We start from the raw sequence: 14559 nt of genomic DNA on the forward strand, positions 1-14559 counted from the left end.
AGCCCGGGCTGGCTGGGCCCCTCCTCAGTGAGCCCGGGACCGGGTCGATTCAGTGGGTGTCGCCGAGGACCGCGCCTTCGCGGCGCGGGTCCGCACCGCCGATCCAGCCGTCCGCGCCGTTGCGTTTGAGGGCGCTCAGGCCGCTGGTCTGCGGTGCGACCGAGACCTGATGGCCCAGCTCGCGCAACCGCACCACGAGCGGGTCGTGGTCGCCGTTATCGGTGGCGTTGATCGCCGGATGCTCACCGCCGATACCGGTGGACGGTCCGTTCCCGGCGCCGAACGCGACCGCGGACACCGCCTGCTGCGGATCCAGGCCCCAGTCGAACATGTTGACCAGCGTCTTCACCACGAATTGGATGATCACCGAGCCGCCTGGCGAGCCCGCGACATGGGTCAGCTCGCCGCGCGAGCCGTCGGGGGCCTTGGCGAAGATCAGCGTCGGGCTCATCGAACTGCGCGGGCGCTTGCCCGGCTGCACCCGGTTGGCCATCGGCACGCCGTCGGCGCCCAGCGGATCGGCGTTGAAGTCGGTGAGCTGATTGTTCAGCACGAAGCCGTCGACCAGATGGAACGAACCGAACGCCGACTCCACGGTGGTGGTCATCGCCGCGGCGTTGCCGTACTTGTCGACCACCGAGATGTGGCTGGTGCCGTGCTCGGGCGGTTGCGGGCCCACACCGAGCGGCACGGGGCCGAAGTCACCCGGCTGCGCGGTGCCCATGCTGCGGTTCGGATCGATGAGCCCGGCGCGCTGCCGCAGATAGTCGCGATTCAGCAGGGTTTGCGCCGAATTGCCGGGCAGCGGCACGAAATCCGTGTCGGCCACGTACTTGTTGCGATCGGCGTAGGCGAGGCGTTCGGCCTCGGAGATGAGGTGCACGGCCTGCGGGTTCGGCTTGCCGCCGTTGCGGTCGATGTTGTCCGGCCGCATGGTGGCCAGGTCGAAGTTCTCCAGGATGCCCAGGGTCGCGGCGACGGCGATGCCGCCCGACGAGGGACTGGGCATGCCGCAGATCTCGTGCTCGCGATAGCCCGTGCACAGCGCGGTGCGCTTCTTCGCCTGGTAACCGGCCAAGTCCTCGGTCGTGATCAGGCCGGGGGTGCGCCCGCCGGAGGATCGGCCCGCGGCCGCGGCGATGTCCCGGGCGATGGCGCCCGTATAGAAGGCCTGCGCGCCCTCGGTGGCGACGGCGCCGAGCGTCTTCGCCATGGCGGGGTTGGTGAGGACGGTGCCCGCGGTCTTCGGGCTGCCGCCCGGCTCGAGGAAATACGCCTTGGCGTCCTCGTCCGCGGCGAGGTCCTTGGCCGATTCCGCGATCTGCCCCGCGAGGCGGGGACTGATCGGGAACCCTTGATCGGCCAGTCCGATGGCCGGGTCGAACAGCTCGCGCCACGCGGTCTTGCCGTGGTCGCGGTGCGCGAGCTCGAGCATCCGCAGCACACCGGGGACGCCGATGGATCGGCCACTGGCGCGCGCGTTCGGTTTGGGCTCGGTGCGGTCGGTGTCGCTGATCCAGCGCAGATAGTTCTCGGTGGCCGCCGCGGGGGCCACCTCGCGACCGTCGTAGGCGTCCACGGTCTTGGTGTTCGCGTCGTAGTAGAGCAGGAACGCGCCGCCGCCGATACCGGAGGCCTGCGGTTCGACCAAACCGAGCACCGTCTGTGCCGCGATCAGCGCGTCCGCCGCGGTGCCGCCGTCGCGGAGGACCTCGCAGGCGGCCTTGGTCGACACCGGATTCGCCGTCGACACCGCGAAGGTATGCGTGCGCACCGGCGTCATGTTCGTGCGATAGCCGCTCGCTATTTCCGGGTTGGTGCTGAGATCCTTGGTGCCACCGCCCGCCGGTCCCGCCGCGGTGGCCGTCACCGGCGTGCCGTTCGGAACCGTCTCGCACACCCCGCCCGCCTGGCTTTCGCCGGACGAACACGCGGTGGCCATTCCGACGGTGAGTGCGAACGCCGCCGCGGCGGCGACCCAACTTCCTCGCTTGTGCCCCATGCCCGGACTCTAACCCCAGGCACCGGCAGCCGCGCCGGTTTCCTTCCCACGGACGAAATCGCCGTGGCCGCAGCGTGTGTCGAGGTCGGGCCGGTGCGGACCGGCCCGTGCGAACCGGCGGCGCGACGCGAGCGGTCGGTAGGCTGGCAGGGTGGCGATCGAGGCGGTGCTGTTCGACTTCTCCGGAACCTTGTTCCGCCTGGAGGCCGACGAATCCTGGTACGCGGATCTGACCCGGCCGGACGGACGGGCGTTCGACGTGGACGAGAAGGCCGAGATCATGCGGCGGATGACGGCGCCGGTCGACCACATCGCCGAATTCGACGAAGAGACGCAATACGCGTGGGACCACCGTGACCTGGACCCGGCACTGCATCGCAAGGTGATGATGAAGGTGCTGCGCACGTCGGGTGTGCCCACCGACGAGGACGCCGAACGGCTGTACGCTCGGTTGCTCGACCCGTTGGAGTGGACGCCGTACCCGGACAGCCAGGCCGTCCTCGATCTGTTGGCCGCACAAGGCGTTCCGGTCGCGGTGGTGAGCAACATCCCGTTCGACATCCGCCCGTCGTTCGCGGCGCGCGGCTGGGATCGGCTGGTCGCCGCGTTCACCCTCTCCTTCGAGGTCGGCGCCATGAAGCCCGACCCGGAGATCTTCCGTTCCGCGCTGCGCGATCTGGGCGTTCCCGCCGAGGCGGCGCTGATGATCGGTGACAGCGCCGAGGCAGACGGCGGCGCCGAGGCGCTGGGCAGTCGATTCGCTCTGGTGGAGGCCCTGCCCACCGGGGAGCGCCCGGACGCGCTGCTGGCCGCGCTGCGGCGGCACGGTCTCGTGGACTGACCTCGCGGTCGGTCCCCACCGCGACCGTCTGGTTCATTTGCCGAACTTCGAGTTGCGCGGGATGTCACCGTGTTACGGTGCGATTCCGGCGTATTCGCAGGATGTGCCGGAAGGTTCGGTACCAACGGAGGTACGGCTGTGAGTTCGGCGTTCTCCGGTGAGGAGCCGTCCGTCGGCGTGGAAACGGCCATGCCGGAGGCGGTTCGGGATGTGCGGGAAGCCGTCGCCGGGATGGCGGGATTCGGACTCGCCTATCCCGTGCTGATGAATCTGACGCGCGGTGGCGACGCGGCCGCCACGGCGTCCACCCAGTTCTGCGTGGCGTGGGCACTGGGTCTGCTCGTGCTCGGATTCGCGGAGAGCGCGCCCGCCGTGCGCAAGCTGACGATCGGGCTGGCATTCCTGCAGGCGGTCGTCGGATGCTGGGCGATCAGGGACTCGGCGACCGTCCCGCCCGTCGTAGCCATCGTCTCGGCGGCGTATTCGCTCGCCACCTCGGCTGCCGTCGTGTACTTGCTGTGCCGCCCGGAAGCCAAGGCGTGGTTCGGGGTCCCGGGGTCCGGATAGTCACGCGCGGCCGCCGTCGGCCGGGCTGTCGGTCGCGGTCGATACGCTGGATGGGTGGCAGATCCAGCGACGTACCGGCCCGCGCCGGGCACGATTCCCGTCGAACCAGGTGTCTACAAATTCCGGGACGCCCATCGGCAGGTCATCTACGTCGGCAAGGCAAAGAGCCTGCGCAGCAGACTGAACTCGTATTTCGCCGACGTCGCCGGCCTGCATCCGCGCACCAGGCAGATGGTCACCACGGCGGCGAGCGTCGAATGGACGGTCGTCTCCACCGAGGTGGAGGCGTTGCAGCTGGAATACAACTGGATCAAGGAATTCGATCCCCGCTTCAACGTCCGCTACCGCGACGACAAGTCCTACCCGGTGCTCGCGGTCACCTTGAACGAGGATTACCCGCGGCTGTTCGTCTACCGCGGCGCGCGCCGCAAAGGCGTGCGCTACTTCGGCCCGTTCGCGCACGCCTGGGCCATCCGCGAGACGCTCGATCTGCTGCTGCGGGTGTTTCCCGCGCGCACCTGCTCCAACGGCGTCTTCCGGCGGCACCACCAGATCGGGCGTCCCTGCCTGCTCGGCTATATCGACAAGTGCTCGGCGCCATGCGTCGGGCGGGTGAGCGCCGAGGAGCACCGCGCCATCGTCGAGGACTTCTGCGACTTCCTCGCAGGCCGCACCGATCGGTTGGTCCGCGAACTGGAGCGCCGCATGCACGACGCCGCGGAAGATCTGGATTTCGAGGCCGCCGCCCGGCTGCGCGACGACGTGCAAGCGCTGCGCCGCGCGCTGGAGAAGCAGGCGGTGGTGCTCGGCACGGGCACCGACGCCGACGTCATCGCCTTCGCCGCCGACGAGCTGGAGGTGGCGGTGCAGGTCTTCCATGTGCGGGACGGCCGGGTGCGCGGCCAGCGCGGGTGGGTGGTCGACAAGTCGGGTGACGCGGTCGACGTCCCGGAGGCGGGCGGTGAACTCGCCGCGCTGGTCGAGCAGTTCCTCACCCAGTTCTACGGCGAGCAGGTCACGGTGGCCGAGCAGTCCGCCGACGAGTTGCTCGCCACCGTGGTGCCCCGCGAAGTGCTCGTGCCCGAACTGCCCGCCGATATCGAGCAGGTCCAGCAGTGGCTGTCCGGCCTGCGCGGCTCGGCGGTGAAGGTGCGGGTGCCCCAGCGCGGGGACAAGAAGGCGCTCGCCGAGACCGTGCAGCGCAACGCGATGGAGGCGCTGGCCCAGCACAAGCTCAAGCGGGCGGGCGATCTGACCTCGAGATCGCAAGCGCTGCAAGAGATCCAGGACGCCTTGGAACTCGACAGCGCGCCGCTGCGTATCGAGTGCGTCGACGTCAGTCACGTACAGGGGACCGACGTGGTCGCCTCGCTGGTGGTCTTCGAGGACGGTCTGGCCCGCAAGTCCGATTACCGCCACTACACGATCCGCGAAGCGGCGGGCGACGGCCGCTCCGATGACGTCGGCAGCATCGCCGAGGTGACCCGCCGCCGGTTCCTCAAGCTGCGCCGTGAGCGCGACATGATGGAGCAGGACGATCTCGCCGCGACCGGAAGCGACGACGACGCGCTCGACCTCACCTCCCGTCCGGGTATCGATCCCCGCACGGGGCGCCCGCGCAAGTTCTCCTATCCGCCCAACCTGTTCGTCGTCGACGGCGGCGCGCCCCAGGTCGCCGCGGCCGCCGAGGTGCTCGACGAGCTGGGCATCACCGATGTCGCGGTGATCGGCCTGGCCAAACGGCTGGAGGAGGTGTGGGTGCCCGGCGAGAGCGACCCGGTGATCCTGCCGCGCAACAGCGAGGCGCTCTACCTGCTGCAACGGGTGCGCGACGAGGCGCACCGCTTCGCCATCACCTTCCATCGCAGCAAGCGCTCACGCCGGATGACCGCCTCGGCCCTGGACTCGGTGCCGGGGCTCGGCACGGCGCGCCGGACCGCGCTGGTCACCCATTTCGGATCGGTCGCCAAGCTGAAGCAGGCCACGGTCGAGGAGATCACCGAGGTGCCCGGAATCGGGATGGCGACCGCGAAAGCGGTCCTTGCGGCGCTCGAGTCCGAATAGACAGTCGACAGTGCACCGGAAATTTCGGTATCGCGTACGTTGTGTGTCTGCGGCCGATACCGAAACCGGTGCGCGATGATCGGAAGGCACCCCAGACACGGATCCGGTAGGACATGACACGCGTCGAATCGAACAGCAGTGCGGGCAGTCCGCCGACGAGTGCGGGACGAGTGGCTTCGTCCGGCGCCGTCGGCGGAGCGAATCCGCAGGTCGAGGTCGTGATCGTGACCGGGCTCTCGGGCGCGGGCCGCGGCACGGCCGCCCGCGTACTCGAGGACCTCGGCTGGTACGTGGCCGACAACCTGCCGCCCGAGCTGTTCGGGCGGATGGTGGAGCTGGGCGCGTCCGCGAAGCCGCCGATCCGCCGTCTCGCGCTGGTCATGGACGTGCGCAGCCGGTTCTTCACCGGTGATCTGTCGGTGGTCACCGAGCAGCTGCGGATCCTCGGCGTGCGCACCAGGGTCCTGTTCCTCGAGGCCTCCGACGACGTGCTGATCCGCCGCTTCGGCTTCGCCCGGCGCAGGCATCCGCTACAGAGCGAGAGCAAGGACGGCACGTTGTCGGCGGGTATCGCCGCCGAGCGGGTGCGGTTGTCCGCCGTGAAGGCCGCCGCCGACCTGGTGATCGACACCACCGAGCTGTCCATCCATCAATTGCACCGCAAGATGGAGGAGGCCTACGGCGGCGGCGCGCCCAGCGCGTTGCAACTCACCGTGCAGTCGTTCGGCTTCAAGTACGGGGTTCCGCTGGACGCCGACATGGTGTTGGATGTGCGTTTTCTACCCAATCCGCATTGGATACCGGAGTTGCGGGAACACACCGGTCAGGAGACGGTGGTCAGCGAGTACGTGTTGTCGCGTCCCCGCGCGGACGATTATCTGCGTACCTGCCACCACCTGGTCGAGCTGACCACGAACGGTTACCGCCAAGAGGGGAAGCGATACATGACGGTCGCAGTGGGCTGCACCGGAGGCAAGCACCGGAGCGTCGCGATTGCCGAGGCACTGGGTGAGTTGATGAGTGAGGTCACCGGTGGGCCGGAGGAGTCCGCCGACGTGGTCCGGGTCGTCCATCGAGACCTGGGGCGCGAATGACCGGTTGGGAATCCAATCCCAGCATCGTCGCGCTGGGTGGTGGACATGGGCTGTACGCGACACTGACCGCGGTGCGGCGGCTGACCAGGAAGATCTGCGCGGTGGTCACCGTCGCCGACGACGGCGGCTCCTCGGGCCGGCTACGCGCCGAGCTGGGGGTGCTGCCGCCGGGGGATCTCCGGATGGCGCTCGCGGCCCTGGCCGCGGACGCCGACGGCGTCTGGACGCAGACCGTCCAGCATCGTTTCGGCGGCACCGGCGCGCTGGCCGGGCACTCCGTGGGCAATCTGATCCTGGCCGGGCTCACCGAGGTGCTCGGCGATCCGGTCGCCGCGCTCGATGAAGTCGCCCGCATGTTGCGCATCACCGGACGAGTGCTCCCCATGTCGCCGATCGCGCTGGACATCGAGGCGGATGTGTCTGGGCTGGAGGCGGATCCACGGGTGAGCCGTTGCATTCGCGGCCAAGTTGCCATCGCGACCACGCCGGGTAAGGTGCGGCGGGTGCGGCTGATTCCGTCCGACCCACCGGCCAGTCCGGAGGCGACCTCGGCGATCGAACACGCGGATGTCGTGGTGCTCGGGCCGGGATCGTGGTTCACCAGCGTGATTCCGCACGTCCTCGTTCCGGAGCTACGGGAAGCCCTGGTGTACACCAGGGCCCGGAAAGTGCTCGTGCTCAATCTCGCCGCGGAGCCGGGGGAGACCGCCGGGTTCTCCGCGGAGCGGCATTTGCATGTACTGTCCCAGCACGCACCGGAATTCGTCGTCGATGAGGTGCTGGTCGACTCCGGGTCGGTGCCGGAGGGTCGTGAACGGGAACATGTGGCCAGGGCTGCCGAACAGTTGCGGGCACGAGTAACGTTCTCCGATGTCGCCGAAGCGGGAACGGACCGGCATCACCCCGGAAAGCTTGCCGCCGCACTGGATCAACTGATCCGGCAACCTCGGCCGCAAATGGCAGGGCTTCGAGTCGAGGGACGGCACATGGGCCAGGATGTGCGTTCCGGGTTGGGTGGAAAGGAGCGCGTCCCGTGGCGATGACAGCCGATGTGAAAGACGAGCTGAGCAGGCTCACGGTGTCGCAGGTGAGTTCCCGCAAGGCGGAACTGTCCGCTCTGCTGCGTTTCGCGGGCGGCCTGCACATCGTCGGCGGCCGGGTGATCGTCGAGGCCGAGGTGGACATGGGGTCCATCGCGCGCAGGCTGCGCCGGGAGATCTTCGAACTCTACGGTTACGGCTCCGACGTGCACGTGCTCGGCGCCGGCGGACTGCGCAAAACCTCCCGGTACGTGGTGCGTGTCTCCAAGGAGGGCGAGGCGCTGGCCCGGCAGACCGGTCTGCTCGACGTGCGCGGCCGTCCGGTGCGCGGCCTGCCCGCGCAGGTGGTCGGCGGCAGCATCGCCGATGCCGAAGCCGCTTGGCGCGGTGCGTTTCTCGCGCACGGCTCGCTCACCGAACCCGGACGCTCCTCGGCGCTCGAGGTCAGCTGTCCCGGACCCGAGGCGGCGCTGGCGCTGGTCGGCGCGGCTCGGCGGCTCGGCATCACGGCCAAGGCCCGCGAAGTGCGCGGCACCGACCGCGTGGTGGTGCGCGACGGTGAGGCGATCGGCGCGCTGCTGACCAGGATGGGCGCGCACGGCACCCGGATGGTCTGGGAGGAACGCAGGTTGCGCCGCGAAGTGCGCGCGACCGCGAATCGCCTGGCCAATTTCGACGACGCCAATCTGCGCCGCTCGGCGCGCGCCGCGGTCGCCGCCGCGGCGCGGGTGGAACGCGCGCTGGAGATCCTCAGCGACGACGTGCCCGACCATCTCGCCGCCGCGGGCCGGCTGCGCGTGCAGCACCGGCAGGCGTCACTGGAGGAACTCGGCCAGCTCGCCGAACCGCCGATGACGAAAGACGCTGTCGCGGGCCGCATCCGGCGGCTGCTGTCGATGGCCGATCGGCGCGCCAAGGAACTGGGCGTTCCGGACACCGAATCGGCCGTCACGGCCGAACTGCTCGACGAAGCCTGAGCCCGCGCTCCGGACGTTCGCCGCGATCCCCGCGACTGGGCCAGTCGCGGGGATCGCGGCGTTTCGGCTGCGGAAACCGTGTTGGTCGGGCGTCTGACCAGGCATCCCGTCCTGGCGAATGCCAGGTGCGTGTCGGCGAGGTCGCCGCAGGACGTTAGTGTGAGTGGGCATCGGAATGATCCGCTGGAAAGTTGAGGAGCGATAACGTGACTGTCCGGGTAGGCATCAACGGCTTCGGTCGTATCGGACGTAACTTCTTCCGGGCGGTGGAGGCGCAGAAGGCGCTCGGCACCACCGACATCGAGATCGTCGCGGTCAACGACCTCACCGACAACGCGACCCTCGCGACCCTGCTCAAGTACGACTCGATCCTGGGCCGTCTGCCCCAGGACGTCTCGCTCGACGGCGACGACACCATCGTGGTGGGCGACCAGCGGATCAAGGCGCTGGCGATCAAGGAAGGCCCCGCCGCGCTGCCCTGGGGTGACCTGGGTGTCGACGTGGTGGTCGAGTCCACCGGCATCTTCACCGATGCCACCAAGGCCAAGGGCCACCTCGCCGCGGGCGCCAAGAAGGTCATCATCTCCGCCCCGGCCAAGGGCGAGGACATCACCATCGTCATGGGCGTCAACGACGACAAGTACGACGGCAGCCAGAACATCATCTCCAACGCGTCCTGCACCACCAACTGCCTGGGCCCGCTGGCCAAGGTGCTCAACGACGAGTTCGGCATCGAGCACGGCCTGATGACCACCATCCATGCCTACACCCAGGACCAGAACCTGCAGGACGGCCCGCACAGCGACCTGCGTCGCGCTCGCGCCGCCGCCCTGAACATCGTGCCCACCGGCACCGGCGCCGCGAAGGCCATCGGCCTGGTGCTGCCCGAGCTGCAGGGCAAGCTGGACGGCTACGCGCTGCGCGTGCCGGTCCCGACGGGCTCGGTCACCGACCTGACCGCGACGCTGCGCAAGTCGGCCTCGATCGAGGAGATCAACGCCGCCTACAAGGCCGCCGCGGAAGGCCCGCTGAAGGGCATCCTGAAGTACAACACCGACCCGATCGTCTCCAGCGACATCGTCACCGACCCGGCCTCGTCGATCTACGACGCGCCGCTGACCAAGGTGATCGACAACCAGGTCAAGGTCGTGTCCTGGTACGACAACGAGTGGGGCTACTCGAACCGTCTCGCCGATCTCATCGGCCTCGTCGGCAAGTCGCTCTGACGCGCATGGCTGTCAAGACACTCGCGGATCTGCTCGGCGAGGGCGTCGAAGGCCGGGGCGTGCTGGTGCGCTCCGACCTGAACGTCCCCCTCGACGACCAGGGACAGATCACCGATCCCGGCCGCATCATCGCCTCGGCGCCGACCATCAAGGCACTCGCCGAGGCGGGCGCCAAGGTTGTCGTCACCGCGCACCTCGGCCGCCCGAAGGGTGAACCGGGCCCGAAGCTCTCGCTGGCGCCGGTGGCCGCCCGCCTCGCCGAGGAACTGGGCCGCAATGTCCAGCTCGCCGGCGATGTGGTGGGCCAGGACGCGCTCGCGCGGTCGGAGGGCCTCACCGACGGCGACGTGCTGCTGCTGGAGAACATCCGTTTCGACGCGCGCGAGACCAGCAAGGACGACGCCGACCGGGCCAAGCTGGCCGCGGCGCTGGTCGAGCTGGTCGGCGACGACGGCGCGTTCGTCTCCGACGGTTTCGGCGTGGTGCACCGCAAGCAGGCGTCGGTGTACGACGTCGCCGAGCTGCTGCCGCACTACGCGGGCACGCTGGTCGCGGCCGAGGTCGAGGTGCTGGCCAAGCTGACCGAGAACCCGGACCGGCCGTACGCGGTGGTGCTCGGCGGTTCCAAGGTCTCCGACAAGCTGGCGGTCATCGAGGCGCTCGCGCCCAAGGTCGACACCCTGGTTATCGGCGGCGGCATGTGCTTCACCTTCCTTGCCGCACAGGGCCTTTCGGTGGGCGACTCGCTGCTGCAGGAGGAGATGGTGGACACCTGCAAGCAGCTGCTCGAGCAGTATGCCGACGTCATCCACCTGCCGCGCGACATCGTGGTGGCCGACAAGTTCGCCGCCGACGCGGAGTCGAAGGTGGTACCGGCGCACGAGATCCCGGACGGCTGGCTGGGTCTGGACGTGGGCCCGGACTCGGTGCACCGCTTCGCGGTCCTGCTGACCGAGGCGCGGACCGTCTTCTGGAACGGGCCGATGGGCGTGTTCGAGTTCGAGAAGTTCGCCGCGGGCACCCGAGGGGTCGCCGAGGCGATCGTGACCGCCACCGGCAAGGGTGCGTTCACCGTGGTCGGCGGCGGCGATTCGGCCGCGGCCGTGCGGGCGCTCGGCCTGCCGGAGGACGGCTTCTCGCACATCTCCACCGGCGGCGGCGCGTCGCTGGAGTACCTGGAGGGCAAAGAGCTCCCCGGCATCGCGGTGTTGGAGGACTGAGCATGGCACGCAAACCGCTCATCGCGGGCAACTGGAAGATGAACCTCAATCACCTCGAGGCCATCGCCCTGGTGCAGAAGATCGCGTTCGCGCTGCCGGAAAAGTACTTCGACAAGGTGGACGTCGCGGTGATCCCGCCGTTCGTCGACCTGCGCAGCGTGCAGACGCTGGTCGAAGGGGACAAACTCCTGCTCACCTACGGCGGTCAGGACGTCTCGGTGCACGAGGCGGGCGCCTATACCGGTGAGATCAGCGCGAGCATGCTCGCCAAGCTGGGCTGCACCTTCGTCGTGGTCGGGCACTCCGAGCGGCGGCAGTACCACAACGAGGACGACGCCACCGTGCTGGCCAAGGCCAAGCAGGCGTTGAAGCACGGGATCACCCCGATCGTGTGCATCGGCGAAGGCTTGAATGTCCGCGAGGCGGGAACGCACGTCGAGTACAACCTCGAGCAACTGCGCGGATCGCTGAAAGGCCTGTCGGCGGAGGAGATCTCGAAGATCGTCATCGCCTACGAGCCGGTGTGGGCGATCGGCACCGGCAAGGTCGCCACCCCCGCCGACGCGCAAGAGGTCTGCGGCGCGATTCGCGGGGAGCTGGAGAAGCTCGCCTCGCCGGAAGTCGCGGCAGGGGTGCGCGTGCTCTACGGCGGATCGGTGAACGCCAAGAACGTCGGAGAACTGATCGCGCAGAGCGACATCGACGGCGCATTGGTGGGCGGCGCTTCGCTCAAGGGTGACGAATTCGCCACCCTCTCCGCGATCGCCGCGGGCGGCCCCCTGCCCTGACCCGGGTCAGACGCGCGACAGCCCGGTATCGCTTCCCGCGGTACCGGGCTGTGCCGTATACGCCGAGAGCGATCACGGATGCCGCGCGAGCGGGAATCGTGCGATGATGTCGCAGCTCGATCCCCCGGCACCGCAAGGATTTTCGTGACTCTTCGCAAGATGTACACCGCACTTCCTGTCGCGCTGCTCGCGCTGGCCGCTCTTGCCGGTTGTTCCGACGACTCGTCCCACGAACACGCCGGGCACGACGCGGCATCGAGCACCGTTGCGGCGGCGGTCGACCCAGAGCGGCAGGACGCGGGGCATCGCAGACTGAATCAGCTCGTCGGGACGTGGAAGGGCGACAAATCTACCTTCGTCGCGGGTGGCACGGCGGACAACCCGGTCCGGAGGGAGATCGTCTCGCACTGGGAATGGATCGCCGAGACCGGCAACAACTTCCTGCGGGAAGAAGCCGAGGACGTCCACGGCAGCGGCGCGTACTACCGGCTCGGGCTCCTCGGATTCGGACCGACCGACAATCGCTACGAATGGACGACCGTAGACAGTGTCACGCCGATGACCATGAGCTACAAGGGCGCCAAGGGGAGCGGCGGTGACCCCGAAATCGTGATGGCCGGTGAATTCACCGATCCGGGCGTGCTCGGCGCGCAGTTCGCGGGCAAGACGATCCCGATGCGCACGGTGATCCGGCTGGAGTCGGCCGACCGGGTGATCATGGAGATCTACTTCACGCCGCCCGGAGCGGCGGAGCTGGTCGCCGACCGCGTCGTTCTCACCCGGCAGAAGTAGCAGGCGTCACTGCGCGTGCAGGACCAGACCCGCGCCGTTGTCGTTGCGCAGGGTCAGCGTGTCGGCGTCCACCGTGGCGGTCGCCGTGCCGTCCAGGGTTCTCAACACGGCCTGCTCGACCTCCATCACCTCCGGCGAGCACAGCATCTTCGTGGTGGCGATCCGGAAGGTGATCCGGGTGCCGGACACCTGGGCGCTGCCGGTCATGCGATTGCACCCGGCGCCGCCGGAGACGCTGTCGTCCGCGGCGATGGTGAGCGTCGGCTGCGCCTCGTCGAGGGCACGCGAACGGATCTGGCTGTTGTCCGTGATGAGCGCGGTGACCAGCCAAGGCGTGCCCACGATCGGTTTGTCCGGCTGGGCGACCTTCTTGTCGATCAAGCTCACCGTGCGGTCGGGGCCGTGCAGGGTGAGCCGCGAGTCGTCCAGCCGCCAGGTGGGCTGCGAGTTCAGCAGGCCGCTGAGCCACTCGTCGGCGCCGCGCCGATCGTCCTCGCAGGCCATCAGGGTGGTGGCCAGACCGGAGACGTGCAGCACCTGATCGTCCAGGGAGGCCGCGCCGGTGAATTTGTTGCATCCCGCGTCGGCCGCTACCCGGCCCTCGGTGAAGCTGATGGTCAGCGGCCCGCCACCGGGAATCGGGGTGCCTTCGACGCCGGTGGAGAGAAATGTGCGGCCCACCGGGGTCGGCTCGTCGGCGCCGCGGCCGGGCTCACCGCTCGAACACGCCGCCACCGTGCAGAGGGCGAGCAGGACGAGCGGTCCTGATCGCGCGAAGAGTGCCGCCATGCGGCGATGTTACCGACGACCGGCCGCGCCACCGAGGTCGCGTCGGTCGTCACGGCCTGCCGGTGAACTCGCCCGCCGCCGAAATCAAGACTCATGGGATGACTCACTCGGCCCCGTATTAGTATCTGTGCCGTGCACCGGTGCTTCCCGATCACTCCGCCGCCCGCTTCCTGAGCGAGGTGTAGGCATGCAGCGCGCCGCCGAACGGGTGGGCGCGCTTCCTTCGGCAGCACTGTGCACCTCGCTTCCGCGACCCCAATCCCTCTTGTCGCAGGAGCGCGATCTCTCATGTCCTCCACTGTGTTTGCCGCCCGTCCCGGGCTGGTCTACCTCGTCGGCGCCGGCCTCCTGTGGGGCACCGGCGGTCTGCTCGGCACGTTGGTGCACCGGGCCACCGGCTTGTCACCCGTCTCGGTGGCCACCTGCCGGCTCGCTGTCGGCGGGCTGCTCCTGGTGGTTCTGCTCGTCGGCACGCGGCGGCCGTGGCCGCGAGACCCGCTGGCCTGGTGCCGGATCGGCACGGTCGCCGTGCTCGCGGCGGCCTTCCAGGCGGCCTACTTCGGGGCGGTCGCCGCCTCCTCGGTCAGCGTCGCGACGCTGATCACGATCGGCATGTCGCCGGTGGTCGTCGCCGGGTTGGAGCATGTCACCGGACGACACGCGGTGGACCGTCGCCGCGCGGCGACGATCGGCATCGCGGTGTGCGGACTGGCCTTGCTGGTCGGTATGCCGAGCGGTGCCGGCGGCGCGCACGGGTTGCTGGTGGGCGCGGCGTTCGCGGCGGTGGCCGCCGCGGCGTTCGCGACGGTCACCGTCCTCAACGCCGTGCCCGTGCCCGGGCTCGACGCGATGACCACCACCGGCCTCGGGTTCACCGGAGGCGCGTTGCTGCTGGCGCCACTCGCGGCCACGAGCGGGCTGGCGTTCGACCCGACGCCCGGCAGCATCGCGCTGGTCCTGGTGCTGGGGCTCGCGCCCACCGCGGTCGCCTACACGTTGTACTTCCGCGGCCTCTCGGACGCGGGGCCGGGGACCGCCGCGGTATTGGCACTGCTGGAACCGCTCACGGGAGCGGCGCTTGCGGCGGTGATCCTCGGCGAACGCCTCACGGCGGCGGGACTGGCGGGAGCCGCGCTGCTGGTCGCGGCGTTGCTGCTGG

Annotated in this window: 13 protein-coding genes; 11 read left to right on the forward strand and 2 right to left on the reverse strand. The window is 69.3% G+C overall.

Translation table 11 applies throughout. From position 1 onward, the window contains the following. Window positions 1–49 precede the first annotated feature (49 nt). A complete protein-coding gene (locus NG1_RS22130) occupies window positions 50–2002 on the reverse strand; it encodes a gamma-glutamyltransferase family protein (RefSeq protein ID WP_062973664.1) in 1953 nt (650 codons plus the stop codon). 151 nt (window positions 2003–2153) lie between these two features. On the opposite strand from NG1_RS22130, the gene NG1_RS22135 reads away from it, so the two are divergent. The 10 genes from NG1_RS22135 to NG1_RS22180 all read left to right on the forward strand — a co-directional run bounded on the left by NG1_RS22135 (window position 2154) and on the right by NG1_RS22180 (window position 12611). Then, a complete protein-coding gene (locus tag NG1_RS22135; protein ID WP_062973665.1) occupies window positions 2154–2843 on the forward strand; it encodes an HAD family hydrolase in 690 nt (229 codons plus the stop codon). A 138-nt stretch (window positions 2844–2981) separates the two neighbouring features. After that, window positions 2982–3410, forward strand: coding sequence for a hypothetical protein (locus NG1_RS22140; RefSeq protein WP_062973666.1), 429 nt, complete (start codon window positions 2982–2984; stop codon window positions 3408–3410). Window positions 3411–3464: 54 nt separating this feature from the next. Beyond that, entirely contained in the window at window positions 3465–5474 is a 2010-nt protein-coding gene (gene uvrC, locus NG1_RS22145) for an excinuclease ABC subunit UvrC (RefSeq protein ID WP_062973667.1), read from the forward strand. A 113-nt stretch (window positions 5475–5587) separates the two neighbouring features. After that, complete coding sequence (rapZ, locus tag NG1_RS22150) at window positions 5588–6568, forward strand: RNase adapter RapZ (protein ID WP_084499098.1); 981 nt, start codon at window positions 5588–5590, stop codon at window positions 6566–6568. Beyond that, window positions 6565–7611, forward strand: a complete 1047-nt coding sequence (locus NG1_RS22155) for a gluconeogenesis factor YvcK family protein (RefSeq protein ID WP_043693713.1) — start codon at window positions 6565–6567, stop codon at window positions 7609–7611. The genes rapZ and NG1_RS22155 overlap by 4 nt, the downstream gene beginning before the upstream one ends. Then, entirely contained in the window at window positions 7602–8585 is a 984-nt protein-coding gene (gene whiA / locus NG1_RS22160) for a DNA-binding protein WhiA (RefSeq protein ID WP_040867485.1), read from the forward strand. The genes NG1_RS22155 and whiA overlap by 10 nt, the downstream gene beginning before the upstream one ends. Before the next feature lie 206 nt (window positions 8586–8791). Then, entirely contained in the window at window positions 8792–9811 is a 1020-nt protein-coding gene (gene gap, locus NG1_RS22165) for a type I glyceraldehyde-3-phosphate dehydrogenase (protein WP_040867484.1), read from the forward strand. Window positions 9812–9816: 5 nt separating this feature from the next. Beyond that, window positions 9817–11031 carry a phosphoglycerate kinase gene (locus NG1_RS22170; protein ID WP_062973668.1) on the forward strand — a complete coding sequence of 405 codons (1215 nt, stop codon included), beginning with the start codon at window positions 9817–9819 and terminating at the stop codon, window positions 11029–11031. A gap of 2 nt (window positions 11032–11033) precedes the next feature. Continuing rightward, window positions 11034–11819 carry a triose-phosphate isomerase gene (gene tpiA / locus NG1_RS22175; RefSeq protein WP_062973671.1) on the forward strand — a complete coding sequence of 262 codons (786 nt, stop codon included), beginning with the start codon at window positions 11034–11036 and terminating at the stop codon, window positions 11817–11819. 144 nt (window positions 11820–11963) lie between these two features. Further along, window positions 11964–12611 carry a DUF1579 family protein gene (locus NG1_RS22180; RefSeq protein WP_168434203.1) on the forward strand — a complete coding sequence of 216 codons (648 nt, stop codon included), beginning with the start codon at window positions 11964–11966 and terminating at the stop codon, window positions 12609–12611. 6 nt (window positions 12612–12617) lie between these two features. Here NG1_RS22180 and NG1_RS22185 read toward each other — a convergent pair whose 3' ends face one another. After that, complete coding sequence (locus NG1_RS22185) at window positions 12618–13400, reverse strand: META domain-containing protein (RefSeq protein WP_062973674.1); 783 nt, start codon at window positions 13398–13400, stop codon at window positions 12618–12620. 288 nt (window positions 13401–13688) lie between these two features. Here NG1_RS22185 and NG1_RS22190 point away from each other — a divergent pair. Continuing rightward, window positions 13689–14559, forward strand: an 871-nt coding sequence (locus NG1_RS22190) for an EamA family transporter (protein WP_062973676.1), incomplete at its 3' end; no start/stop codon positions are given.

This window comes from Nocardia gamkensis NBRC 108242 (assembly GCF_001612985.1).
Lineage (GTDB): Bacteria > Actinomycetota > Actinomycetes > Mycobacteriales > Mycobacteriaceae > Nocardia > Nocardia gamkensis.